This window comes from Dyella sp. OK004, assembly GCF_900114495.1.
Classification (GTDB): Bacteria; Pseudomonadota; Gammaproteobacteria; order Xanthomonadales; family Rhodanobacteraceae; genus Dyella_D.
Genome location: NZ_FOZI01000002.1, coordinates 1 through 24,681 on the forward strand (window position 1 = coordinate 1; position 24,681 = coordinate 24,681).

General features: G+C 61.5%; 20 protein-coding genes and 1 pseudogene. 7 read left to right on the forward strand and 14 right to left on the reverse strand.

The features are described from left to right. The 6 genes from BM338_RS06785 to BM338_RS06810 all read right to left on the reverse strand — a co-directional run. The coding region (locus tag BM338_RS06785) for a UDP-glucose dehydrogenase family protein (RefSeq protein WP_090454148.1) at positions 1 to 1,235 on the reverse strand (1,235 nt) is incomplete at its 3' end. A gap of 73 nt (positions 1,236 to 1,308) precedes the next feature. Next, entirely contained in the window at positions 1,309 to 2,388 is a 1,080-nt protein-coding gene (locus tag BM338_RS06790) for a hypothetical protein (RefSeq protein WP_090450150.1), read from the reverse strand. Positions 2,389 to 2,691: 303 nt separating this feature from the next. Then, positions 2,692 to 4,926, reverse strand: a complete 2,235-nt coding sequence (locus BM338_RS06795) for a polysaccharide biosynthesis tyrosine autokinase (protein ID WP_090450151.1) — start codon at positions 4,924 to 4,926, stop codon at positions 2,692 to 2,694. Then, on the reverse strand, positions 4,923 to 5,372 hold the full coding sequence (locus BM338_RS06800) for a low molecular weight protein-tyrosine-phosphatase (RefSeq protein WP_177229254.1): 450 nt from the start codon (positions 5,370 to 5,372) through the stop codon (positions 4,923 to 4,925). Before BM338_RS06800 ends, BM338_RS06795 begins: the two co-directional genes overlap by 4 nt. Positions 5,373 to 5,374: 2 nt before the next feature. Next, positions 5,375 to 6,499: a polysaccharide biosynthesis/export family protein gene (locus BM338_RS06805; protein ID WP_090450153.1), complete on the reverse strand. Its 1,125-nt coding sequence runs from the start codon at positions 6,497 to 6,499 to the stop codon at positions 5,375 to 5,377. A gap of 283 nt (positions 6,500 to 6,782) precedes the next feature. After that, entirely contained in the window at positions 6,783 to 7,427 is a 645-nt protein-coding gene (locus BM338_RS06810) for a cysteine hydrolase family protein (RefSeq protein ID WP_090450154.1), read from the reverse strand. Between the two features lie 110 nt (positions 7,428 to 7,537). On the opposite strand from BM338_RS06810, the gene BM338_RS06815 reads away from it, so the two are divergent. After that, positions 7,538 to 8,503 carry a GlxA family transcriptional regulator gene (locus tag BM338_RS06815; RefSeq protein ID WP_090450155.1) on the forward strand — a complete coding sequence of 322 codons (966 nt, stop codon included), beginning with the start codon at positions 7,538 to 7,540 and terminating at the stop codon, positions 8,501 to 8,503. On the opposite strand, the gene BM338_RS06820 is transcribed toward BM338_RS06815, so the two are convergent. The 3 genes from BM338_RS06820 to ispG all read right to left on the reverse strand — a co-directional run bounded on the left by BM338_RS06820 (position 8,478) and on the right by ispG (position 11,458). Further along, entirely contained in the window at positions 8,478 to 9,332 is an 855-nt protein-coding gene (locus BM338_RS06820) for an HD-GYP domain-containing protein (RefSeq protein ID WP_090450156.1), read from the reverse strand. The genes BM338_RS06815 and BM338_RS06820 overlap by 26 nt on opposite strands. A 148-nt stretch (positions 9,333 to 9,480) precedes the next feature. Further along, the gene (locus BM338_RS06825) at positions 9,481 to 10,173 is read right to left on the reverse strand and encodes a class I SAM-dependent methyltransferase (RefSeq protein WP_090450157.1); all 693 of its coding nucleotides are present in this window, start codon (positions 10,171 to 10,173) and stop codon (positions 9,481 to 9,483) included. Between the two features lie 25 nt (positions 10,174 to 10,198). After that, on the reverse strand, positions 10,199 to 11,458 hold the full coding sequence (gene ispG, locus BM338_RS06830) for a flavodoxin-dependent (E)-4-hydroxy-3-methylbut-2-enyl-diphosphate synthase (protein WP_090450158.1): 1,260 nt from the start codon (positions 11,456 to 11,458) through the stop codon (positions 10,199 to 10,201). Between the two features lie 232 nt (positions 11,459 to 11,690). Between ispG and BM338_RS06835 the strand changes: the two genes are divergently transcribed. Further along, positions 11,691 to 12,434, forward strand: coding sequence for a helix-turn-helix domain-containing protein (locus BM338_RS06835; protein WP_090450159.1), 744 nt, complete (start codon positions 11,691 to 11,693; stop codon positions 12,432 to 12,434). Positions 12,435 to 12,893: 459 nt separating this feature from the next. Here BM338_RS06835 and BM338_RS06840 read toward each other — a convergent pair whose 3' ends face one another. Together BM338_RS06840 and BM338_RS06845 are read right to left on the reverse strand one after the other, a co-directional pair. Next, on the reverse strand, positions 12,894 to 15,176 hold the full coding sequence (locus tag BM338_RS06840; protein WP_255367284.1) for a heavy metal translocating P-type ATPase: 2,283 nt from the start codon (positions 15,174 to 15,176) through the stop codon (positions 12,894 to 12,896). A 188-nt stretch (positions 15,177 to 15,364) separates the two neighbouring features. Further along, on the reverse strand, positions 15,365 to 15,790 hold the full coding sequence (locus BM338_RS06845; protein WP_090451190.1) for a heavy metal-responsive transcriptional regulator: 426 nt from the start codon (positions 15,788 to 15,790) through the stop codon (positions 15,365 to 15,367). A 131-nt stretch (positions 15,791 to 15,921) separates the two neighbouring features. On the opposite strand from BM338_RS06845, the pseudogene BM338_RS21755 reads away from it, so the two are divergent. Then, a pseudogene (locus BM338_RS21755) lies at positions 15,922 to 16,032 on the forward strand (IS5/IS1182 family transposase); the annotation flags it as partial. A 159-nt stretch (positions 16,033 to 16,191) separates the two neighbouring features. On the opposite strand, the gene BM338_RS06855 reads toward BM338_RS21755, so the two are convergent. Then, positions 16,192 to 17,217, reverse strand: coding sequence for an alpha/beta hydrolase (locus tag BM338_RS06855; protein WP_090450161.1), 1,026 nt, complete (start codon positions 17,215 to 17,217; stop codon positions 16,192 to 16,194). A 378-nt stretch (positions 17,218 to 17,595) separates the two neighbouring features. Next, entirely contained in the window at positions 17,596 to 18,993 is a 1,398-nt protein-coding gene (locus BM338_RS06860) for an aminotransferase-like domain-containing protein (RefSeq protein WP_177229255.1), read from the reverse strand. Between the two features lie 121 nt (positions 18,994 to 19,114). On the opposite strand from BM338_RS06860, the gene BM338_RS06865 reads away from it, so the two are divergent. The 3 genes from BM338_RS06865 to BM338_RS06875 all read left to right on the forward strand — a co-directional run bounded on the left by BM338_RS06865 (position 19,115) and on the right by BM338_RS06875 (position 22,555). Continuing rightward, positions 19,115 to 19,978 carry a DMT family transporter gene (locus BM338_RS06865; protein ID WP_090450163.1) on the forward strand — a complete coding sequence of 288 codons (864 nt, stop codon included), beginning with the start codon at positions 19,115 to 19,117 and terminating at the stop codon, positions 19,976 to 19,978. A gap of 70 nt (positions 19,979 to 20,048) precedes the next feature. Continuing rightward, positions 20,049 to 20,942 (forward strand): dihydrodipicolinate synthase family protein, encoded by an 894-nt coding sequence (locus BM338_RS06870; RefSeq protein WP_255367219.1) that lies wholly within the window; start codon positions 20,049 to 20,051, stop codon positions 20,940 to 20,942. Between the two features lie 332 nt (positions 20,943 to 21,274). Beyond that, positions 21,275 to 22,555, forward strand: coding sequence for an SGNH/GDSL hydrolase family protein (locus BM338_RS06875; RefSeq protein WP_177229256.1), 1,281 nt, complete (start codon positions 21,275 to 21,277; stop codon positions 22,553 to 22,555). 266 nt (positions 22,556 to 22,821) lie between these two features. On the opposite strand, the gene BM338_RS06880 is transcribed toward BM338_RS06875, so the two are convergent. Next, positions 22,822 to 23,151 carry an H-NS histone family protein gene (locus BM338_RS06880; RefSeq protein ID WP_255367220.1) on the reverse strand — a complete coding sequence of 110 codons (330 nt, stop codon included), beginning with the start codon at positions 23,149 to 23,151 and terminating at the stop codon, positions 22,822 to 22,824. 245 nt (positions 23,152 to 23,396) lie between these two features. Here BM338_RS06880 and BM338_RS06885 point away from each other — a divergent pair, with 245 nt between their 5' ends. After that, positions 23,397 to 24,152: a hypothetical protein gene (locus BM338_RS06885; protein ID WP_255367221.1), complete on the forward strand. Its 756-nt coding sequence runs from the start codon at positions 23,397 to 23,399 to the stop codon at positions 24,150 to 24,152. Positions 24,153 to 24,681: the final 529 nt, after the last annotated feature.

A 24,681-nucleotide genomic window follows, 5' to 3' on the forward strand; every position in this document is an offset into this window, starting at 1 on the left:
CTGGCTAGTGCGCTGCGAATGCGCGCGAAGTCCGGACTACGGAACGCCTTCCATTCGGTGACGATCGCCAGCACATCCGCGCCGTCCAACGCTTGATACGCGCCCTCGCAAAGCGTGAGGTCCGCACGGTCGCCATAGAGGCGGTGAGTCTCTTCTCTCGCCTCCGGATCGTAGGCACGCACCGTAGCGCCCGCTTCCCACAAGGCCTCCATCAAACGTCGACTGGACGCCTCACGCATATCGTCGGTATTGGGCTTGAACGCCAGACCCCACAGCGCCACCGTTTTGCCCTGGAGCTGCCCGTCAAAATGGCGCGAGATCAGCTCGAACAGCTTGGTCTTCTGGTCGTGATTGACGGCCTCGACCGCCCCAAGCAGACGGGCTTCATACCCCACGCCGCGCGCGGTGCGCTCCAGTGCCTGCACGTCCTTGGGAAAACACGAACCGCCATAGCCGGCGCCCGGATAAATAAAGTGATAGCCGATACGCGGATCGGAGCCGATCCCCTGGCGCACCAGCTCCACATCGGCGCCCACGCGCTCGGCGATATTGGCGATCTCGTTCATGAAGCTGATCTTGGTCGCCAGCATCGCGTTGGCGGCGTACTTGGTCAGCTCGGCGGAGCGCTCATCCATCACGACAGTACGGTCGTGATTGCGATTGAAGGGGGCATACAGCTTACGCAGCACGTTCACCGCGCGCGCGCTGGAACTGCCGATCACGATACGATCGGGACGCAGGCAGTCTTCCACCGCGTCGCCTTCCTTCAGGAACTCGGGGTTCGATACCACATCGAATTCAATGTTCGCGCTGCGCGTCGCGAGCTCAGCGGCAATCGCCTCGCGCACCCGATCGGCGGTCCCCACCGGCACGGTCGACTTGTTCACCACCACCGCATACCGGTCCAGATGCTGGCCGATGGTGCGGGCGACACCCAGGACGTACTTCAGATCGGCGCTGCCGTCCTCGTCCGGCGGCGTGCCCACGGCGATGAAGAGGACCTGGCCATGCGCGATGGCGGGCGCGGCATCGGTGGTGAAATCCAGCTGTCCGCTGGCGTAATTGCGCTTGACGATCGGCTCCAGGCCCGGCTCGTAGATCGGCATCTCGCCCCGCTTCAGGCGCTCCACCTTGACTGCATCGATATCGACGCAGACCACGTGATTGCCCATCTCGGCCAGACAGGCACCGGTCACCAGACCCACATAGCCGGTGCCAAATAGGGTGACTTTCATTGTCATGCAATAGTCCTGGGATGCGGAGCCCGCGCGGCCGAAACCGCGGACTCCGGACGATATAAAAAGATGGCTATGAGGGCCGTGCGACCTGCGTTTGAGACGACTGGCCCATGCCGGAGAAATCGCGCGCTGACAGCGCGCGCCAAGCCATGCAGGTGGCTGTCACATAGATTGCCAACAACGCCACAAACATCAGCACGTTGATGCCCGGATCCAGATAGCGAACGAGTACGCCAACAATCGCCAATACGACGGCCATAAGAATGAGCACTGCCAGGGTCGCGCGCGCGCCAAGACCTGCACGAAGCATCAGGTGATGAATATGCCCACGATCCGGCTTGAAAGGTGACGTGCCGTCGATAACGCGGCGAACTGACACGGCGATCGTGTCGAATACCGGCAACGCCACGCACCACAGGGTATCCACCTGCGTCAGTGGCGTTCCACGATCCTGGCTGAGCCTGATTAGCACCCAGGCAAGCACATAGCCAATCACGGTACTGCCCGCATCGCCGAGGAAAACCTTGTGTCTTCCGATGCCGAAATTGGCAATCAGATAGGGCAGCGATGCGCCGGCGAGAAGCAGAAGAACGACCTTTGAGGTCTGCGCATCGGCCTGGCCGTCGTACAAGATGATCGACGCCACGCTGGCCAGGGTCAGGCAACCGACCAGGCCATCAATGCCGTCCATCATGTTGAAGGCATTCACCAGACCGACAATGGCGACCACAGTTACCGGAACGCCAAACATGCCCAAATCAACGTTGTGCCCGAACATCACGCCCAGCGACCGGATGTGCACGTCCGTGACACCGATCATGACGAGGATCACGAGAACCTGCACGGCCATGCGAACGCGCACGCCAAGACCACGCCGATCGTCCACTGCGCCGAGCACAACCAGCACCCCAGCCGTGCCGAGCAGCATCTGGCTGAAGACGTGGAAGTGACTATGGTATGCAGCGCCCGCCAGCACGCCGAGATAGGTGGCCAGCCCTCCTATCAAAGGCACATTGCCTATGTGGTGCTTCCTTTCATTAGGTCGGTCGATCAAACCAAGCGAACCCGCCATGAAATATAGAAGGAAAATGGCGGTTGCAGAGGCACACCCGGCCACCGCGCACGATTGCAAGACATGGACATTCAGCATGCTCTATTCATACCTACCAAAAAGGTAAAGACATGAAAGAGCGAACAAGCACCCGCCCTATGATCAAGCGAGTCGCATAACAACCCATGACATGCCAAAAAAATGAAAACTCGCATGCCATAAACTTTAGACATCTATACGTCTACTTAATATTGGATTACTACGATTATATCTATAGATCTAAATGCTTTACGCACATAATCCGCATAGCCATTCATCACCAAAGAAAAAGGCCGGCATTGCCGGCCTCGAAGTTCGCCATCACGCAATAGCTATGGGCATAAGCTCATATAACCCGCCCCTTCAAGACGCGGGGTTATCAACGGCATAACTGTCGTAGTTGCCGTAACCATATCGCGAGCTGACCGCGCTCGATTGCATGGCGTTGAGAAGTACACCACCTACGCGCCCACCTGCCCGTTCCAGCCGCCTGCACGCCTCCATCAACTCGCCTTCGTGGGTGACGTCGTAGCGCGCCACCAGTACAACCAGCGAGGCCGCTGCCGCCAGGGGAATGACATCGACCACGGGAAGCGTGGGAGTACCGTCGATTACGACCAGGTCATATATCTTCGAGACTTCACCCAGCAGCGCCCGCAGGTTGGCCGACTGCAGAAATTCTGTCGGACGCGCCGGCTTCGGCCCCGTAGTGAGCACGTCTAGCATCGGCGTAGAGGTGGCCTGGATAGCCTCGGTGACGGCAACATTGCCGGCCAGGACGGAAGCCAGACCCAGGGCGTTGCCCAAACCGAAGCGCCGGTCCAGCCTGCCTTTACGCAGATCGCCATCAATCAGCAATACACGTTTGCCACTGGTAGAAAAAATGCCGGCCAGATTGATGGACACGAACGACTTGCCGATGCCCTTGGTAGGGCCGGTGATGACAACAACGTTGCCCCCCGCGTCGAGCAATGCAAGCTGCAACGCCATGCGCAGACTGCGCAGGCTCTCCACCACCGGATCCTGCGGATAGAGCGATGCCAATACGGGCCACTCCGTCTCCTGATTCTTGCGCAGGCCGCCATGCAGCCTCTCGTTTCGCCGCTGATGCTTGCTCACGGGGATGGCGGCATAAACCGGCTTACCCAACGCATCCTCAATGTCATGCGGCTGAGTGATGCCGCCGAACAATAGGCGACGAACCAGCACTACGCACAGGCCAAACATCAGACCGCCGAGCAGCGAGGCGGCCGTGATCAACAGGCGCCGTGGCGCGATCGGCGTTTCCTGCACAGCAGCCCGGTCCACGATGCGGACATTCGCGATGGCGCTCTCCTGCGCCAGACGCAACTGCTGCATGCTGTTGGAAAGTGCGACATACAGATCGCTATTGACGCGGACATCGCGTGTCAGGCGGACAAACTCCTGCTCTACGCTCGGCAAAGCACTGGTCCGCAACTCGATATCCCCAAGCTCGCGCCCCGCAGCTCCCATTTGTCGATCAATGACCACTACGTTGGGGTGCGACGGGGTGAACTGCTGGAGTAAGGCCAGACGCTCTTGCTGCAGCAGGCTGATCCGTGTCTGCAACGCAACAGCCTGCCCCAATGCGAGCCGGGCCTCCTCGCTGAGATCGATGGCCTTATGCTTGTTGCGGAACCGCAACAAGGCCTCTTCGGAATCGCTCAGCGTGCTTTTCAATTCTGGCAGCTGGCGTTCGAGATAGCCGAGCGACTTGCGCGCCTCTTCCGATTTCTGGTCCCGGTTCTGCCGCACATAAACGTCGCCGACCTGGTTGAACAAACGACTGACCCGCGCTGGATCGGTATTGTTCAACGCCACCGATATGACACCCGACTGCTTGCCGAGCTCGGCGATAACCATGCGTTTGCGCAGATCCTCAATGACATCCAGCCAGAACCATTTGCGCAATTGGAAGCTCGCACCCGGCAGGGCGTGAAATCCGGAAACCTTGATGACAATGTCGCCCATCGAAGAAGGGAAACGTACCGGCCGTCCGATCTGACCCACCATGGCCTGTGAAAGCAGATGGGTAGTCAGCCGAAAACGATCCGCATCGAGCGCGGTCAGCGTGAACTTCTCCCCTTCCAGGTCGTGTGGCACATCGAAGCGATCCACCGTCGCCAGCTCGTTGCCCCAGTTGTAACCGCCCAGGCCGAACAAACCCGGCCTGAAGATCGTCTCCTGATGGCGGGATAACAGATCGCCGATCAACGGAAACCGGATGGGGGCGACTTCAATATCGAAATGACTGTGCTCGATCGCTTCTTTCAGCACCAGGCGCGAGCGAATGACCTCGATCTCGGCATCGCCGCTCGAAGGCACATCCAAAATGGACGACAGCTCGCCGAGCAACCCCTGCCCCGCGCGGTCAGCCGGCCGGTTGACCTGGACTAGCAAGTCGGTCCGATAGACCGGCCGGGCAAGAAAGGCATATCCCACGCCCAACACGAGCAGCGCGATGACACTGGCAAGAATGAGCTTGTACTGGATGAAAATCATATCGACCAGCGCAAGCAGATCCAGCTCCTTGTGGTGTGCGTTGTCGCGGATCTCCCGATGATCATGCTCGCTCATGGGCCCACAACCTCCGCCCGACTCATCAGCACTCTGAGTTTAGGCAACCATTCGTGCAGCTCCGACTCGATCTGATGCATCGATTCGACAAAGGCATCAAGTCCACGACCATACGGGTCAGGAATGGCGGAGTGCCCCAGGACAAATACCTTGCCGCTGGTTCGTGGGTTATGTAACTCGATCATTCGTTTCTGCTCGTGGCTCATGCAGAGAACCAGTCCGGATCGAGCGCACAGACCTGCCCTGAGTGGTTGCGACCGATGCGCCGACAGGGAAAGCCCGCGCTCGGCCATAAGTTGAATCGCGTAAGGGTCGGCGGGCATACCACTGCGCGCCGACAAACCGGCCGAGGCAAGCCGCAACTCCGGCATGGCCCGCCCCAACAGGGCTTGTGCCATGGGGCTGCGGCACAGGTTGCCCATGCAAACCAGGAGAACGCTGTCCATGGTCATGGCCCGGTAGCGCGCTGTGCGTTGTAAAGCGCCTGCGAGCTAGGCACCAGAAGGCTGGTCATGCGGCTCCATTGCATCAAGCCCGAGGTCTGCACATAGACCAGATCCCTAGGCCTCAATGGGAACTGGCCGGCCAGCGCCAACGTCACCGGGGATTTCGCATCGAGCTGAAAAACTTCAGTCGGCTGACCCTCATGCGGTCGGATCACATAAATGCCGTGGGGATTGCTGCCTGTCTGGCTCACCGAGCCGGAAGCCGCCAGTGCGTCGCCAAGGCTAAGCTGCCCGTTAAGCATTGGCACGGGGCTCGGACGCCCCACTTCGCCGGCAACGAACACTTGTTTATTTTCACGTGACAACACGCGTACCAAATCATTGTTTTGCAGAGGAATGCGATCGGCGCTCACCCCAGCCGCAGCAAGGCGCGGAAGATCCAGCGCTATGTCCTTCCCGTTCCGCGTGAGCACGACATCGCTTAGATCACTGTTCGACGTGACGCCGCCCGCCTCGCCAAGCGCCAGCGCCAGCGTCATGGGTACATCCGTGATCGGCTTGTCACCCGGCAGGCGAACTTCACCATCCACAAAGATTCGGCGGCTGCGAAAACCGGCAACGCGAACATCGACCTGAGGATCGTGGATGTACTTCGCTAGCGCCAAGGTCAACAGGCCCCTGATTGCTGCCGTATCCTTGCCACCCACGGCAACTGCTCCGATCAGGGGATAGTGCAATCGGCCGGTCGCATCGACCTCGTAACCCATCGGCTGCGCGGCAGCGGGAGTCGATTTGTCGACGCCGGGCATCAGCGGAACCGAGAGCTCCGGATGATTCCATACCGTGATTGCCAATGTATCGCGCGGACCGACGCGGTACACCGGATCGGCTTCGCCCACCAGGGACAGCACCTGCGCGCCCAGCGGACTGGCTGCCATCGCTCGGGCCTGCATATCGATCAACTCGGCGGTAATCGGGCGAACGGGCGGCATTGATCCGGCCGTCTCAAAATGAAGACCCGGTCCCGCCGAGCACGCGCTCAGCGTCAAACCGGTCGCCACGAAAAAAAACGCATGATGAAGCGCACGCGGCACTGGGCCGCTGGAATTACTCGGATGAAAAATCATTTTCAATAATCACTACGTAATAGGTTCTGCAACACATACTTTTCAGAACGCTGGGAACCATCCCACCGTTCTGAATTCATTAGGGCAATGGTCTAAGCGCAATGAATGTTAGGCAGCAGCCTATGCCGCGCCTATGCGAGAAATACGAAACGTCAAAAGGCTGCATTCGATGCACGCCTTCGGCACATGGTTCTTGCTAAGTGTTTTCCGGATCGGCTCGCATAGCCGCGGGACGTATACGTGGCGTCCCAAAAGGAAGCGCCACGCTTGACGAGCTTTCGACTCAGGCCGCTCTGACAGCCCGCAACGTCTTTGCCTGCCGGTACGAACTCAAAATATCCTCCCGCGCCGGCGCATCACCCGTAGCAACACAGTGCACCCACTCCTCAGTCCCCAACACCGCCGCAAACCGCGACTGCTCCACCACCGCAAACACCCGGTGAATCTCCTCCGCCGTCGCATACCCCGCACGGTTCGCATACGACACCGAGCCCGACGCATCATGCAAAAACTCCACCGCCATTCCGCGATCGAAAGCGTGCTTGATCGTGGTGTCGTTGCAGTTGTGCGTCATGTAACCCACCACGCTCAGCGTGTCGATCTTCTGCTCCTGCAACCAATCAGCCAGCCCCGTGCCGCTGAACGCACTCGGCAGCGGCTTGCCGAAATGCGCATCGCGATGACGGCGCGCCACTTCCGGATGCAGCTGCCAGCCATCGCCGCCCTCGGCAAAGGCCGGGCCATCGGCCGGTGAGTTCTGCTGGATCACAATCACCGGAATGCCGGCCGCCGTGGCGGTATCCATAGCCTTGGTGATGTTGGCGAGACTATCGGCCACCGGCGGATATTCGATCTGCAAATTTCCGGTGAAGTACTCGTTCTGCACGTCGATCACGATCAGCGCGCGGCGCGCGGTCTTGGCAGTCATGGCACAGCTCCTGGTGTGTGGAAGGTGTGCGTATGCTGCGCCGCCAGGCACTTGTGCGAGAGTGGCCCAAAGGACAATGATCGATGTTATCGGGCCAACCGGATACACCCATGCGCAAGATCCGCATCGCCGTGGTGGCGTTCAACGACATCCTTCCCTTCCATCTCTCTGTGCCCTGCGGTGTGTTCCAGGCAGTGCTGCGCGAAAAGACATCGCCGTTCCGCTTGCGCGTGTGTTCCGCCGAGGGCAAGCGCGTGCGCAGTGCCTCGGGTTTCACCATCGCCACGGATTACGGCCTGGACGAACTTCGCAACGCCGACATCGTGATCGTGCCCTCCTGGCGCGACGCCGAGGAGCGACCGCCGGAAGCTTTACTAGAGGCCTTGCGGCTTGCCGCCGCGCGCGGCAAGCGCATCGTCGGTTTGTGCATGGGCGCCTTCGTGCTGGGCCATGCCGGCCTGCTCGACGGCCGGCGCGCCACCACGCACTGGTTCGCTACGGATGATTTGGCGGCGCTGTTCCCCACCGCCGAGGTGGACCCGGATGTGTTGTATGTGGATGCGGGCCAGGTGGTCACCTCGGCCGGCGCCGCGGCGGGCATCGATTGCTGCCTGCATCTGGTGCGTCAGCTGCTGGGCAGCGAGCATGCCAACCGCATCGCGCGACGCATGGTGGTGTCGCCGTTCCGCCATGGCGGGCAAGCGCAGTTCATCGAGCAGCCGGTGCCGGCGATGGCCGGCGATGTGCGCATGGCGAAACTGCTCGACGAGATCCGTCGCAAGCTGCGCCATCCGCATAGCCTGGATGAGATTGCGGCGCGCACCGCGATGAGCCGGCGCAGCTTTACCCGACATTTTCGCCAGCTTACCGGCAGCAGCTTCGGTGACTGGCTGATGTCCCAACGCCTCAGTGAAGCGCAGCGCTTGCTGGAAACCACCAGCCTGCCGCTGGACCGCATCGCTGGCGCGGTGGGCCTGGGCTCGCCGGTTACGCTGCGCCAACATTTCCAGCGTGCGTTCCGTACCTCGCCGATAAACTACCGGCGCACCTTCAATGCAGCACGTGGGGAGAGTTGACCTCGGGTGGCTGCAGCAGGTCCAGGCGGTCCATGCCGATGCGCTTGAGTTCGTCGTAATGCTCCAGAAACAGCTTGACCATATTCGGGTCCAGCTGGCTTCCGGAAATCTTGCGCAGATAGTCGATGACTTCCTGCTCGGGCCAGGCAGGCTTGTAGACGCGCGGAAAACTCAGCGCATCCCACACGTCCACCACGCTGAACACGCGCGCGGCCAGCGGTATCGACTCGCCGCGCAGCCCGCGCGGGTAACCGTTGCCGTCCCAGCGTTCGTGATGGTTGTACGGAATGTCGATCACCGGCCGCAGGAAATCCACACGCTGCAATAGATCGTGGCCGATCTGCGGATGTGTACGCATCACCTTTATTTCTTCCGCATCCAGCGGGCCCGGCTTGATCAGGATCGCATCCGGCAAGGCCAGCTTGCCGATGTCGTGCAGCAGCGCTCCGAACTTCACGCGATGCAGGGCCTCTTCTTCCATGCCCGCCAGGCGCGCCAGCGCCACGGTCATGCGCATCACGCGCTCGGAGTGGTCGCGGGTTTCCTTGTGGCGGATATCCATCGCCGACACCAGCACACGCAGCGACTGTTCGTTGCCTTCGCGCAGGGTGCGGTTGACCTTGTCCAGGCGACGCAGGTCGCGATCGATCATGACGTAGAGCAGGCAACCCGTGATCAGCACGAACAACGTGCCCTTCACGCTCTGCAGAAAGCTGAGTGTCTTTGCATCCCGCACAACGGAAAGCAATAGATGGTTGGACAACCATATCCATAGGCTGGCCACGATGACGTAGGACAGCACTGTGCGGACTTGAGGCTTCAATTTCATGCCATCCCCCTGACCGTCCGCTGGGGGCCTTCCCGGCGGGCGTGACCAGCGGAGCTTACCCCCAACTGGGGGAGATGGGTGTGCGTTGGCGCACCGGACCGACCATGACTAATGGATCATCGATCCCAACCCGTGCACACCGCGTGTCTTAGGCGCTATGTGCGGGCGTCAGCACAAACAGGATGGACGCCGGACGGCCGCTGTCTGGGTGCAGCGGTTCATCGACACGGATCAGACGCAGGCCGCAGGCGGTGAAGGTATCCAGCCAGCCGCTCAGGGTACGGAAGTACCACGGTGCCGGCGTGCCAAAGCCCTCGCCGCAACCGGCCCACGAACCTTCGCGCCAGCCGTCGCGATAAGGCTGATCACCACAGGCCATCAGCGGATGCAGGGTCTGCACTACCAGCACACCACCGTGGTTCAACAGGCCAGGCACGGCAGCCAGCAGGCTTTCCACCGACGGCTTGCCCAACAAGGAGAAGTTGCACACCACGACATCGGCTCGCTCGCCCAGCATCCCGGCGGCGAGCTGCGCATAGGAGAGATGTTCAAAGCGCCCGCCCCCATGCACTCGCGCTGTCTCGATCAGGGCGGCCACGGCGTCGACGCCAATCACCTCGACACCTTGCCCCGTGAGCACACGTGTCAGCCATCCTTCGCCGCAGCCAATATCGATCACCCGCTTGGGCGCGCAGGCCATGATGGCCTCCACCACAGCACGGTCCGTCACCAGCCGGCGGCTTTCGATGCGCTGCTCGCGCACCGCCTGCGTCCACGGCTGCGCGTTCTGGTGCCAGGCAGCGAGGATGGCGTTTTCGAGAGGGAGCGTTTCGCTAGTCATTCGAGCAGAGCAACGCTCCGATGGGTCAGCCGCCGCGCGCCTGGTAACGCGTGGCCACGTAGTTGTCGAGGATGCCCACGAACTCGTCGGCGATGTGTTCGCCACGCAAGGTCATGGCCTTCTCGCCGTCGATGAACACCGGCGCTGACGGCGCCTCGCCATTACCAGGCAACGAGATGCCGATGTTGGCATGCTTGGATTCGCCCGGCCCGTTCACCACGCAGCCCATCACGGCCAGGGTGAGGTTTTCCACGCCGTCGTACTTCACGCGCCACTCCGGCATCTTGTCGCGCACATGCGCCTGCACCGTCTTGGCCAGCTCCTGGAAGAACTCGCTGGTGGTGCGTCCGCAGCCCGGGCAAGCCGTGACCAGTGGCGTGAACGCGCGCAGGCCCATGGTCTGCAACAGCTCCTGCGCCACCACTACTTCACCGGTACGCGAAGCGCCCGGCTCCGGCGTCAGCGAAATGCGGATGGTGTCGCCGATGCCTTCCTGCAGCAGCACCGCCAGCGCGGCGCTGGACGCGGTGATGCCCTTGGAACCCATGCCGGCCTCGGTCAGGCCGAGATGCAGCGCATAGTCGCAGCGCGCTGCGATATCGCGATAGACCGCGATCAATTCCTGCACACCCGAGACCTTGCAGGAAAGAATGATGCGATCGCGCGGCAGGCCGATGTCCTCGGCACGCAGCGCGGAATCCAGCGCCGAACGGATCAGTGCCTCGCGCGCCACATGCGCGGCATCCCACGGCTCGGCGCGCGTGTGGTTCTCGTCCATCAACATGGCGACCATGCTCTGGTCCAGCGAACCCCAGTTGGCACCGATGCGCACCGGCTTGCCGTACTGGATCGCCTTTTCGATGATCGCCGCGAACTGGCTGTCCTTCTTCTTGCCAAAACCGACATTGCCCGGATTGATGCGGTACTTGGCCAACGCCTCGGCGCAGGCCGGCTCGCCTTCCAGCAGCTGATGGCCGTTGTAGTGGAAGTCGCCAATGATCGGCACCTCCACCCCCATCATCTCCAGCCGCTCGCGGATGCGCGGTACCGCTGCGGCGGCGGCTGGCGTATTCACCGTGATGCGCACCAGCTCGGAACCGGCGCGCGCCAGCTCGGCGATCTGCTTGGCGGTGCTGACCGGGTCTTCCGTGTCGGTGTTGGTCATCGACTGCACCACAATCGGCGCACCGCTACCCACCATCACCTTGCCGATCTGCACGCCGACGCTGGGACGGCGCTGGCCAGTCTCGGCATTACGCGGGGAAGAAGAAGACTTGACGTTCATGAAGAAACCAACCGGAAACGGGCCGCAACACAGGTGCGACAACCATCTAAGGATACTTCAAGCCACCGCAGCGATTCATGACAACCCGCGCAACGGCCCGCCTTTTGCCCGCCGCCGGCCACACCTCGCATTCATGCGGCATAACCGCGCACGGGTGCGACTCCCGCCTTTCGCGGACCGATCATTAAAGGCGGGAGCAACGTGTTCGACACGATGACCAAGGAGCACCCGCATGTACGCCGCCCACGCCCCGGAAACCCGGCCTGCCACCCGCAACGCGCACAACACCGGCTGTAGCGGCTGCGCTCATGCCGCCACCTGCCAGGCCGGCGGCTACGGCGAAGCGACACTCTCTGGCCTACGCGACATCGTGGAACGCGTCGGCCTGCTCCGCGATGGCGAATATCTCTACCGCCCCCGTACACCCTTTCGCGCCCTCTACGCCGTCCAGTCCGGCATGGCCAAGACCGTCGCCGTCGACAGCAGCGGCCGTGAACAAGTACTCGCCTTCCACCTCCCCGGCGAACTGTTCGCCCTAGACGCCATCTGCCTCGGCCACCACGACAACGCCGTCATCGCCCTAGGCCGCACCCAATTCTGCCGCTTCCCCTTCGACCGCCTGCGCTGCCTCACCACCACCCAGCCCGACGTGCAATGGCACCTCATGCACACCATGAGCCGTCAGATCCACCAACAACGCCTCAGCGGCGGCGACTACCCCGCCGAAGAACGCATGGCCGCCTTCCTCACCAACCTCAGCGACCGCCGCACCCTACTCGGCCTGCGCACCGACCACCTGCCACTACCCATGTCCCGCGCGGATATCGGCAACCACCTGCGCCTGGCGACAGAAACCGTCAGCCGATTGTTGGCGCGGTTTCGTGACGCTCGGTTGATCCGCGTGGAGCGGCAAGGAATCGAAGTGCTCAATGGCAAGGGACTGCGCGAAATCGGGCGGCACCTGTTGCAAGCGTGAGCGTCGCGTGAGGCGAGATAGAAACGCGATCCCGAGCACCCACCCCTCACCCCTACCCTCTCCCCGGAGGGGAGAGGGAGTGCTGCTCAAAAAGGCGATGCGTAAGCGAGCCCGTAACGGGTCCCCTGTGGAGCGGTGAGGGTTGGACGAAAAGGCCCGTAGGGGAACCGGCATGGATGCCGGTTCCTTTTCGACAGGACATGGATGTCCTGTCGAAAAGCCCGGCCAAGCCTCACGGACCCGCAGGCGTAGCCGGAGGGCGCGTAAGAGGGGTGCCTTTTCTTTTGGTTACTTTTCTTTGGGCAAGCAAAGAAAAGTGACTCGGACCGCGGCAGCGGTTCGAAAGCCCGCGGCAGGCGAGCCAAGGCACGCAGCCTCGACAACCGAGCGATAAGGCACTGGATTCCGGCCTACGCCGGAATGACGAAGTAGAAGCGATATCGCAAGTCCTGCCCTCAACTACAGCGCAACCCGATTAAGCCTCAACGCATTAGTAACCACCGACACCGACGACAAACTCATCGCCAACGCCGCCACCATCGGCGACAACGTAACCCCCAACAGCGGATACAACACCCCCGCCGCCAACGGCACCCCCAGCGCGTTATAAACAAAAGCAAAGAACAAATTCTGCCGAATATTCGCCACCGTCGCCTGCGACAACGCCCGCGCACGCAAAATGGCCGTGAGCTCGCCCTTCACCAGCGTGACCTGCGCACTTTCCATCGCCACGTCAGTACCACCCCCCATGGCAATACCGACATCCGCCGCAACCAGCGCCGGCGCATCATTGATGCCGTCACCCGCCATCGCGACCCGGCGCCCCTCCGCACGCAGCGCATTGACCACCGCCGCCTTGTCCGCCGGCGAAACATCCGCATGCACGGCATCGATACCCAGCTCCTTCGCGACCGCATGCGCCGTGACGGCGTTGTCGCCAGTAAGCATCACGATGCGCAAACCGGCGTCATGCAAAGCGCGGATAGCCTGCGTCGTACTCGGCTTGATGCGATCGGCCACCGCCAGCAGGCCAGCAAGCGCGCCGTCGACCGCCAGGAACATGACCGTCGCGCCGTCTTTGCGCAGCGCGTCGGCACGCTGGCGCGCGTCATCACCGATGGCGATGCTCAACGACTCGAACAAACGCACATTGCCCAGCGCGACATCGCGACCATTGACACGCCCCTGCACGCCGCCGCCCGTCAGCGTGCGGAAATCCGTCACCGCAGGCACATTCACCGAACGTGCCTCCGCGCCTGCCAGGATCGCGCGTGCCAATGGATGCTCACTCGGACGTTCCAGCGCGGCAGCAAACGCCAGTAGCTGATCCCATGACAAACCGCCGACACTGATCACATCCTTCAGCGCAGGCTTGCCTTCCGTTAGCGTACCGGTCTTGTCCACCACCAGCGTATCGACGTCACGCAGCGCTTCGATCGCGCTGGCATCCCTAAAAAGCACGCCGTTCTGCGCACCACGACCACTGGCGACCATGATCGAAATCGGCGTGGCAAGACCTAGCGCGCACGGGCACGCGATGATCAACACCGAGACCAGTGCAATCAGTGCATGCGCCAACCGCGGATCTGGCCCGAACACGGCCCAGCCAATGAATGCGAGCACAGCCACCGCGACCACCACTGGCACAAACCAGGCGGCCACGCGATCCGCCACCCGTTGCAACGGCGCCTTGCTGCGCTGTGCCTGCGCCACCAGCGCGACGATCTGCGCCAGCATGGTTTCGCCGCCGACTTTCTCCGCACGCATGGTCAGCGCGCCATCCTGATTCACTGTGCCGCCAGTGACTCGGTCATCCTTGACCTTCGCCACAGGTAATGGCTCGCCGGTAAGCATCGACTCGTCGACATGGCTGCTGCCTTCCAGCACCACACCGTCCACCGGCACTTTTTCACCGGGACGGACACGCAGCACATCGCCAGAATGGACGTCGTCAAGCGGCACATCTTGCTCGCTGCCATCGGCGGCAAGGCGCCGTGCGGTTTTCGGTGCCAGACCCAGCAACGCCTTGAGTGCTGCACCGGTGCGCCGGCGTGCACGCAGCTCGAGGAAATCGCCCAGCGTGACTAGCGTGACAATGACGGCGGCGGATTCGAAATACACACCTACCCTGCCATGCATATCCCGGAAACCTTCCGGAAACAGATCAGGCGCAACGAACGCGACCATGCTGTACAGCCACGCCACGCCCGTACCGAGCGCGATCAGCGTGTACATGTTCGGCGACCACGGCTTGAGCGAACGCCAGCCACGCGCGAAGAACGGCGCGCCGCCCCACAGCACGACGACGCTAGAAAGCACCATCTCGATCCAGGCCGCCGCGCGATCCCACGGCGACGGCAGGTGCCAGCCGAACAGATGCGGCCCCATCGCGAGCAGGAACACCGGCAAGGTCAATGCAGCCAGTGCCCAGAAAAGGCGCGACATACTGCGCAACTCGCCGCCGTCGTCCGCTTCCGCGCTGGGCATCATCGGCTCCAGCGCCATGCCGCATTTGGGGCAGTCGCCCGGCCCCACCTGCTGCACTTCCGGATGCATCGGACAGGTGTAGATCGCGCCAGGGACGACAGGCGCGACGGGCTGGTCGTGCAGATAACGCTGAGGCTCCGCCAGGAATTTCGTGCGACAGCGCTCGGCACAGAAGTAATAAGTGTGCCCCTCGTGCTCGGCGCGATACTTGGCGCTGTGCGGGTCCACAGCCATGCCGCAAACGGGGTCCTTCATCGTGTGCGCGACATGATGGTGATGATGACCGCCATGCGCCGAAGCGCCGTCGTGATGATGCTCATGCGCATGATCGTGCGCGTGGGTATCGCTACCGGCATGCGCCGCCTTGCCGGCGCAACAGCTTGCCGGCACCTCAGGCTCCACCGGCTCGGCATTCGCGCTGCAACAAGATCCCTTCTCAGCGCTCATGCCTGCGGCTCCTCGTCCACCAGCGCCCGCAGAATCGGACACTGCTCCGGCGAGCCATGCCCCGGGCACGCTTCCACCAATTGCTCAAGCCCATTGCGCACGCGCGTCAACTCGGCGATGCGCTCATCGATAGCGGCCAGCCGCTCCTGCGCACGCTTCTTCACCGCCTTCACGCCGCGATGGCGATCCGCCGACAGCGCCAGCAGATCGCGGATCTCCTCCAGCGTAAAACCCAGATCCTTCGCACGGCGGATAAAACGCAGCTGACGCACCGCGCCTTCGTCATAACTGCGATAACCCGAGGCCCGCCGCTCCGGCTCCGGCAGCAAACCTTCGCGCTCGTAATAGCGAATGGTGTCGATAGCAACGCCGACGCGCTTGGCGACGGCACCGATAGTCAGGGAGGGGATTTGTGTGGTCATGGACATAGTCTAGACCTTTGATCCAGGTCTAGAGTCAAGCCCCTAGGGCAAACAGGCGCGCAGCTGTCGGCACCGGCGAACGGGACGGTGCCTTGGACCTGCTCGCCGTGGCTGGCGTCAGGCACGGATCGACCCTGGGCGCGAAGGGCTATAACACGCAGGACTTCGTCGCGGCGTTGAGGACACGCGGGATCGCGCCGCATATCGCACGCAATACCGGCAATGGTCGTCGCGGTGCCGTGCCATGTGCCGTCATGCATAGATCGTGGTAATCAAGAGCGGTGCGGCACAGTGCTTCTTACAGCCCGCTAATGGCTGCGAAGACCGCATTCCACAACGTTGCATCATCCACTTCGGCCAGATGTCGGGCTGCTGTGACCCATGGCCTCGATTGGGTGGTACTACTTCGGTGTGTGCTGCGCCATCCCCAGGGCCTGCATGACCGCCTTGGCCACCGCGTCCGGCTGATCGATCTGGATGTCATGCGAGGTATCCGGAACGTGCACCAGCGTACCGCCGGAGGAGGTGGCGACGATCTGCGCCTGCGTATGGGCCCGGGCCTCTTCCAACCCTTTGCGGTCACGCGGCAGCGCATCGGCATAGGTGTTGGCGGCAGACAGCACGATCAGGGGTGTCGAGCCGTGCGTCTCCTGCTTTGACACAGGCGGCTTGAACACCTCGGCATTGTTTTGGAGTACCGACAGTACGGTGTGCCAGTACGCAGGCTTGGACATGAGGATGAGGTTCACCGTGTTGAGCTTGGCGCTGGCGTGCGGATCGGCCTCGCCGAGACACTGGCTCAGTTCCGGATCGGTGGACGGCAGTTCGTGCTTTTCGGCGGCAGCCTCGCACCGGCGAAGAAACGCGAACCGCTGTACCGAGAGGGTGTCCTCATCCTTCTGCCAGCCGGAAGCAAACCGGCCGATGTCCTGCGCGGGCGGGTCTAGCAGGACTATCGCCCTCACGTCCGCCGGATAGCGACTCGCGTACTGCCGGACGATGTTGCTGCCTAGCGAATGCCCCACCATCACCAGCGGGGTCGCCAGGCCGGCGCTCTGGATCAGCGCGTGCAGATCCGATACGTCAGCGTCGAGACTTCGCGGCAACGGCCCCTCGCTGCTGAAGCCGAAGCCTGCTCGGTCGTACGCGCAGACGCGTGCGTGGGCGGCCAAGAGTGGCTGCACCTTGAACCACGTGGAGGAATCGGCGACCGCGCCGGCCTCCAGCATGACGGTCTGCGCTCCGCTGCCCGAACAGCGCAGATTTAGGTAGCGGCGATCACCGAGGTCGATCAGCTTCGCCGCATGCGCATAGCTGTCCGGTATGCGCTGCGGCGTGGGGGTGTGGCTAGCATCGGTGGCCCTGGCCTGGCCGAACATCACGGCTAGCAGAAGGGCGCCGCCCACTTTCAGGTACAACCTGTTCAAGGCGTGTCTCCCGTCGATGGCCCGGACAGCGCGCCGGGCAGGCCCCTTCATCGACATAAGGCGGCGTAGGAAGTTCTGGGAATTCGGGTCACGTGGGCAAAACGGGGGCGTACCATTGAGCTGAAGAAGCTGATGGCCTTGGCTAGCCCCGCGGCAGCACCAAGCCACAGCCGGACGTGTCAGTAGAGCCATCGTCAGACAGGCCGGTAAAGCTGTCCCTGGTCAGCGTAACTGCCCTTAGCAATGGCACTGGCGCGCTTATCCCGCGCGCCACCTTGATGAAAATGCGAATATATTCAGCAGCCTTCATAAGGCGACAGGGTTAAGTTCCTTCGACAATTGTTTATGTCCGGGGCGGGATAAATTCGACCATCGCCCTCAACGACACAGCCCCTCTTCCGCAAGCGCTCTACCTAGAACATCAAAGACACGAGGGTCTGTCGATTGCGCCACATTGAAACGAAGGAAATCACGGGCGCTCAGAGACTGGCTGAAAGCGTTGCCTGGTGCGAGCACTACGCCCTCCTTCAAGCTGGCTCGCGCAATCGTAATCGCGTCGATTCCTTCAGGTAGCCGGCACCAGAGGAACATACCGGCCTGGGGAATGAGCCAGGGCTCGATACCGATCGCTTTAAGTCGAGTCACCGAGCGTTCTATTTCTTCAGCCAGTCGCAACCGCACCACTTCCATATGCTTGCGGTAGCCACTATGGGTAAGTGCTGTCAGCACGACATCTGCCGCCAATCGCCCACCGCCAAACGACGTAGCGATCTTTAAGTCTGTCAGGCTTTCGATCCAGTCTGGACGCGCTGCGATATAGCCACAGCGCAACGACGCGGAAATCGTCTTTGAGAAGCTGCCGATATGGATCACTCGCGAGAGACCATCAAAGGCGGCCAGCCTCGGCGCCGCATTGACCTCGAAGTCGGCGAAGATGTCGTCTTCGACGATGATCAGATCCGAGCTATCGGCAAGCTTCAACAAACGGTGAGCGGTGACGGGCGAAAGCACGGCGCCTGTCGGGTTGTGGATGCCCGAATTGGTGATATAGAGGCGTGGCGAATGCTCCTTCAATGCTGCGCCAAATCGATCGATATCCGGACCATTCCGCGTATAGGGCACACCGATCACCTGCACACGATGCGCCTTGAGCAGGGCGTGAAAATTGAAGTAGCAAGGGTCGTCCACCAACACGGTATCGCCGGGCGCAAGCAGGAAGCGACAGATCAGATCGATGGCCTGCGTTCCCGACTCCGTAAGCATGATTCGCTCAGGCGAAGCTTCGATGCCCGCTGCGGTCATCCGTCGGGAGAGATACTGGCGCAAGCCCGGATGTCCCAGAGGCGTGGCGTACTCGGTCAACTCGATCGTGTTTGCCCTGGCCTGTGCTCGGAGGGCGCGTCGAACCCCCGCTTCGTATAGCCATGTCGGGGGCAACCATCCGCATCCTGGCTTGAGCGTCGAACTATCGGAGTCCAATGATTGGCGTGAGACCCATAATGGGTCCACTTCCCTGTCGAGTTTCGGGCCGATTTCGGTCAGGGCGAGTGGAGCAGCCGGTCCGCTCACATAGAAGCCCGAGCCGGGGCGGGATGTGATGATCCCCTCCGCCACGAGTCGCTCATAGGCCTCAAGCACGGTCGACACAGAGAGCCGCATCGCTCGCGCCTGAGCGCGCACGGAAGGCAGCCTGGCACCTGGCGTGTAGATACGGGCAGCGATCCTCGATTGGATTTCCGCCATCACTGCCTGAATTCGTGTGCCGCTCCGCTCCACGCTTGCCTCCCAAACCGTACTGGCTACAAGGACATAACAGTTCTTAGTAACTGTATTGGATTGTGCCTAGGCCGCCCGGCTCTGTCGATGCCTACTGCTCATCGGTAAAAAGGAGTCTTCGATGGAAAAAGCAACGAGCGGCTGGGTGAATGGGTTTATCGGCGTGGCGATCTTCGCAGGCTCGTTACCGGCAACGCGCGCAGCGGTCGCTTATTTCGATCCGACATTCCTGACCTGCGCGCGTGCGACCATCGCCGCGCTTCTGGGATTGGCGCTCCTGCTTCTGCTTCGACAGCCGCGCCCTAAAGCGACCGACCTACCCTCTCTCGCGCTGACCGCCTTAGGGGTTGTGATCGGCTTTCCCTTATTGACCGCATTGGCATTGAGGCACGTGACCTCCGCGCATTCCATTATCTTCGTGGGATTGCTGCCGCTGTGTACGGCGCTCTTCGCCGTGCTCCGTGGTGGCGAGCGTCCTCGACCGGCCTTCTGGTTGTTCTCCGCGTTAGGGAGCGCCTTCGTCGTTGGCTACGCAGTAATGGGCGGCGTCGAGGCCTCCCTCGAAGGGGACCTACTAATGCTGGCCGCTATCGTTGCGTGTGGAATGGGGTATGCGGAAGGCGCGCGCCTGTCCCGGACGCTGGGAGGTTGGCAGGTCATTAGCTGGGCTCTGGTGCTGTCGCTGCCCGTCATGTTGATGGTCACCCTGCTGACGATGCCAAAGTCGATCGATCACACGGGTCTCCCGGCGTGGATTGGCCTCGCCTACGTCTCGCTTTTCAGCATGTTGATTGGCTTTGTCTTCTGGTACCGCGGTCTAGCGCAGGGCGGGATCGCGGCCGTGGGCCAGCTCCAACTATTCCAGCCCTTCATGGGTCTTGGCCTAGCTGCGCTGCTTCTCCACGAGAAGGTGAGCTGGGCGATGTTGGTAGTGACGCTGGGGGCAGTGGTGTGTGTCGCCGGCGCGAAGAAGTACGCCAAATGAGCTTTGTGACGCCTCGCCCGCCAAACACCGGCCACGGCATGCGTCTGTAATCAGTACATAGGAGAGATGAATGATGTTTTCCGGCCTTAGTGCATTTCCACTGACTCCGCTGAACGAGGTGGGCATCGACGAGCCCACGTTCGTCCGGCTAATCGAGCGGCTGGCGAGTGCCGGCGTTGATTCCATCGGCGCGCTGGGATCAACCGGCAGCTATGCCTACCTCACGCGCGCGGAGCGCTTTCGGGTCGCACAACTTGCCGTCGGGCACGCGGAAAACACCCCGGTGATCATCGGTATCGGCGCTCTGCGCACAAGGGATGTCCTTGATCTGGCCGAGGACGCACAGAAGGCTGGAGCGAGCGGCGTGCTGCTTGCGCCGATGTCCTACCAAAAGCTGTCCGACGAAGAGGTCTACGGTCTCTATGAAACCGTGACCCGCTCCTTGTCAGTACCGCTGTGTGTCTACGACAACCCAGCAACGACACATTTCGAATTCAGCGATGAGCTGCACAGCCGAATCGCCCAGCTCCCCCATGTCGCATCGATCAAGATCCCGGGTGTGCCGGTTGATCCCACTGCAGCGCAAGCACGCGCAGCACGGCTGCGCGCGATGATTCCTTCGCACGTGACGATCGGCGTCAGTGGTGATGCCTTCGCGGCAACCGGCCTCAACGCAGGATGCGAAGCCTGGTACTCCGTCATCGGTGGATTGTTTCCAAAAACTGCCCTGGCCATCACGCGTGCCGCGCTAACCGGTAACGCGCAAGGCGCCCGGCAGCTTTCCGACAAACTGGCACCTTTGTGGGCGCTGTTCCTTCAATACGGCAGCCTAAGGGTCACGGCCACCGCAGCCGAAATCCTCGGGTTGGTCACCCGCCCTAGCTTGCCTCTGCCAGTCCGGACGCTGGAAGAAAGCGAACGGCAGCGCCTCCAGCTCATTCTCAACGAGTTGGCGCTGGCGTAAGAGCACGACGCCACCCGCCACCAGTTCCATTTCTTCCGCTATCAGATTGCGCATACCTGACTTCGCCGCGTCGATACCGCACTCCGCGTCTCGCGTGGCAAAAAGTGACTCCTATCACAGGATTGAAAGCCGAGCGTCTCCACTAACGCCCAACACTGCCTTCCGTGACGGAATCACAACGCGGTCGGCTGTAAACCGCACGCTCCCCACAAGCAACTAAACGTTTGTCGAGTGTCCACCGTCTGATCTGGCGGCAGGACACCTTTTACCCGCGACCCGAAGCCGAACCAGCCTCAGTAACACACGTGCAAACCACCATAGGAGAAATGGTTATGAGCAAGCGTGTATCCCTGAGAGGCACTCGCGCCTTTCGATCACTCGGTCAAGTCATCGCCGCCCTGGTACTGGTTGTGCTGTTGTCGGCAGCCTGCGTTCAACCACCGTGGTTCGCCACCTGGTATGCAGCGCCGCAGAACTACAACCTCCTCTTCCCCGGCACCACCGTTCCGCCACTCACGATCTCGAACCAGTCGGTACGCCAGATTGTCCACACGTCGCATGGCGGCAGCCTGATCCGCGTCAAGCTGTCCAACTTCTTCGGAACCACGCCCGTCACCTTCGATGAAGCCCGGATTGCACGCAGCACGGGCAACGGCGGCGTCGACCTCGCCACCGATCATAGGCTCCGATTCGGCGGCGCGCGCACCGTAACGCTCGCGCCCGGCGAAGAACGATGGAGCGATGCGGTCAACCTGCAGGTCCCGACGCAATCGGATCTGGCGATCAGCCTGTACGTTCCGCTGAACACGCCCATCGTTACGACCCACACGATAGGCATGCAAACCAACTACCTCTCGCCGGGCAACCAGGTAGGCGCCGCAACGATGGGTAGTGCCACGACCAAGAACACCTACTTCTGGCTCAGTGAAGTCGATGTATCGACTGCCAGCGCATGGGGCAGCGCCACCGACCTGGCGGCGCATCCCTTCAAGGTGGTCGTGACGTTCGGCGATTCGATTACCGACGGATACGGCTCGACCCTGAATGCCAATCGCCGCTGGTCCAACGACCTCGACAACCGCGTACAAGCCGCCGATGACCTCGGCCATGTAAGCGTGGTCAATGCCGCCATCGCGGGCAATCGCTGGATTTACGATGGCGTCGGTCCCGCCGCCCTGACGCGATTCTCCCACGATGTGGTCGGCGTTTCGGGTGCAACCCACGTGATGATCCTGCTGGGCATCAACGACATCATCATCGGCGGGGTCTACCCGCCACAGGACGTATCCGCCGATCAGATCATCGCGGCCATGCAGGCCACCATCGCCCAGGCGAAAGCCAACAAGGTCAAGATCTACCTGGCGACACTGACCCCCTACAACGGGTCCTCGCCCTACGACGCCATAGGGGAAATGAAGCGCGAAGCCATCAATGCCTTCGTACGCTCGGCGAACGGCGCCGACGGCGTGCTCGATTTCGACCAAGTCGTGCGCGACCCGTCCAATCCCACCAGCCTGTTGCCCGCGTACGACAGCGGCGATCATCTGCATCCCAACGACGTGGGATACCAGGCAATGGCGGACTCCATCGATCTTGGCTTGCTCGACGACTGACCGTCGACAGCTTCGCCATGCTTGCGTTGAAACGTGCAAAACGGCCGCCCCGTACAACCGGGGCGGCCGAATTCGGTACCGCAACTTCGGCCGCCACATAGCGGTCCATAGCCAGACTTCAAACCGTCTTCTTCGCGACGGCCCTTCTGCCCGCGCGCTTAACCGTTTTCTTTGAAGTCTTCTTCACAGCCTTCGTCTTCTTAGCCGGCGCAGCTGGCTTTACAGAGCCACCAATAAGTAGAGACTCCTTGGTGACACCGCGGCGCCTAAGGCGCCTTAGCAAACCACGCAGGTTGACGCCCGCGCCCCGACCAGGTCAGGGATGGGTCCGAAAGATCGCGGTACTTAGGCGCTACTGATCCTGCCCTACCCTTTTTGGCCGGCGCCTTCTTGCCGCGCGAGGGGAAAATGTCCTCCAGGCGGAGGCCACTGTTGTTCAACAAGGTCTCGATCTTCTGCCTGACAGCCTGAACCTGTGCGGCGTGAGCTTCTTGCATCTGCGCGCTGGCGTTTGCGATGAGCGCCTGAAGCTCTTTCGGGGAAAGGGTTTTTAGATCAATTGCCATGGGGGAGACCAATGCAGTCCAAAAACGCATTCGGCATTCGTTGCATTGCCAAGATCGTGTCGGTAGCCGGACTTCTCGGCGCCGCGTCATTCCTGCCTGCTGCAGCTTCGACTAACGGCATCGCTGCCGAGGCACAAGCCCAAGCGATGAAGTCCTGGCATGAAACGATGAGGCACATGGCCCCGCCTGCAGCGGGTTGTTTCCACGCTTCGTTTCCCAGCGTCATCTGGGAAAGAGCTTCATGTGGAGCTACCAGCTACCGTTCCAATCCACATGTGAACAGCAGCACGTTGGAAACCGTCGGCAATGGCAATGACTACGCCGCAAGCACGGCCAATTTGACCAGCTCGGCAACGGGCAGCTTCCCGGTCGTGACTGGGCTGACGAGTGAAACCGGAGCGAGCGGCAGCAACGACTACACTCTGCAGCTCAATACCAATCTGGCCAACGCCTCGCCCGCCTGCGCAAGCTATGGCTATGCGAGCTGCCAGGTCTGGGAGCAGTTCATCTACTCGTCGAACTATGCCGGGGCGGGTGCGCAAGTATTCATACAGAACTGGATGTTCATCCCGGCGCACGCCAAGTGCCCGGGCGGGTGGAGCCATTACCGCACGACCTCCTACAACGGCTGCTATAAGAACAGCAATGCCGTAAATACGGTCACCGTTCCGGCGACCCAGCTTGCGAATATGAAGCTGGCTGGTTCGGTTGTGGCAAACGGCAACGACACGGTGACCTTCACCAATGGTGCCAATGCTTACGCGGTGAGCGAGGGCGACAGCACACTCGGCATGGCCCATGTGTGGAAGCAGTCCGAGTTCAACATCGTCGGCAACGGCGGCGGTTCGGGGGCCACCTTCAACGCCGGCACGCCGGTCACGGTGAACGTGCAGGTAAACGACGGCAGCACGAACGCTCCAAGCTGCCTGGCCAATGCCGGCTCGACTGGTGAAATCAACAATCTGAACCTTGGTCCGTGCAACGCGATGGGCGGCACCTCGCCTTACATCCAGTTCACCCAGTCGAACTGATTGCTTCAAGCAGCAACGTGCTGCATGGGATGAACCAAGAACGCTGAGGGGCTCGCGCCTCTCGGCGTTTTTATTTCTGTGACGCATGGCCAAGTCAGCACCAGCAGGGTGTTCAGCACTCTCTGTAATCGATGTTCCGCCTGCCCTGAATCGGACCATTGAGTTAAGGCCTTCACGGGCTACCATGAACACCCATAACGGCAGAAACGTGCTCACACAAGCAGGCTTATAACGCATGACAGGCGAGGACATGCTCAACAAGGTTACTCATCGTCCCCCTGCCCCCGAAGAAGCCCTTATCACACCGCATGGCGGTGTGCTTAAGGTGCGCTACCTCCCGACCGCCGAGACCCGCGCGCTGAAGCAGCACAGCGCATGTTAGCGCTAGTGCATCTGCGCTGATCTGTCGCCAGATAAAATTTCTGAGCCGCAATCGCAGGGCCTTTCCTCAGAATCTCACCACAGAGCGATTGGCCTGCCCAACGAAACGCATACTTAAATCGTCGATCCAATAAAAAAATGGGGCTGC

Bases quoted from the DNA above. Each gene is read 5' to 3' on its own strand.
- BM338_RS06790 (WP_090450150.1), bottom strand. From the start codon at position 2,388: ATGCTGAATGTCCATGTCTTGCAATCGTGCGCGGTGGCCGGGTGTGCC.
- BM338_RS06795 (WP_090450151.1), bottom strand. From the start codon at position 4,926: ATGAGCGAGCATGATCATCGGGAGATCCGCGACAACGCACACCACAAG.
- BM338_RS06800 (WP_177229254.1), bottom strand. From the start codon at position 5,372: ATGGACAGCGTTCTCCTGGTTTGCATGGGCAACCTGTGCCGCAGCCCC.
- BM338_RS06805 (WP_090450153.1), bottom strand. From the start codon at position 6,499: ATGATTTTTCATCCGAGTAATTCCAGCGGCCCAGTGCCGCGTGCGCTT.
- BM338_RS06810 (WP_090450154.1), bottom strand. From the start codon at position 7,427: ATGACTGCCAAGACCGCGCGCCGCGCGCTGATCGTGATCGACGTGCAG.
- BM338_RS06815 (WP_090450155.1), top strand. From the start codon at position 7,538: ATGCGCAAGATCCGCATCGCCGTGGTGGCGTTCAACGACATCCTTCCC.
- BM338_RS06820 (WP_090450156.1), bottom strand. From the start codon at position 9,332: ATGAAATTGAAGCCTCAAGTCCGCACAGTGCTGTCCTACGTCATCGTG.
- BM338_RS06825 (WP_090450157.1), bottom strand. From the start codon at position 10,173: ATGACTAGCGAAACGCTCCCTCTCGAAAACGCCATCCTCGCTGCCTGG.
- ispG (WP_090450158.1), bottom strand. From the start codon at position 11,458: ATGAACGTCAAGTCTTCTTCTTCCCCGCGTAATGCCGAGACTGGCCAG.
- BM338_RS06835 (WP_090450159.1), top strand. From the start codon at position 11,691: ATGTACGCCGCCCACGCCCCGGAAACCCGGCCTGCCACCCGCAACGCG.
- BM338_RS06840 (WP_255367284.1), bottom strand. From the start codon at position 15,176: ATGAAGGACCCCGTTTGCGGCATGGCTGTGGACCCGCACAGCGCCAAG.
- BM338_RS06845 (WP_090451190.1), bottom strand. From the start codon at position 15,790: ATGACCACACAAATCCCCTCCCTGACTATCGGTGCCGTCGCCAAGCGC.
- BM338_RS06865 (WP_090450163.1), top strand. From the start codon at position 19,115: ATGGAAAAAGCAACGAGCGGCTGGGTGAATGGGTTTATCGGCGTGGCG.
- BM338_RS06870 (WP_255367219.1), top strand. From the start codon at position 20,049: ATGATGTTTTCCGGCCTTAGTGCATTTCCACTGACTCCGCTGAACGAG.
- BM338_RS06875 (WP_177229256.1), top strand. From the start codon at position 21,275: ATGAGCAAGCGTGTATCCCTGAGAGGCACTCGCGCCTTTCGATCACTC.
- BM338_RS06880 (WP_255367220.1), bottom strand. From the start codon at position 23,151: ATGCGTTTTTGGACTGCATTGGTCTCCCCCATGGCAATTGATCTAAAA.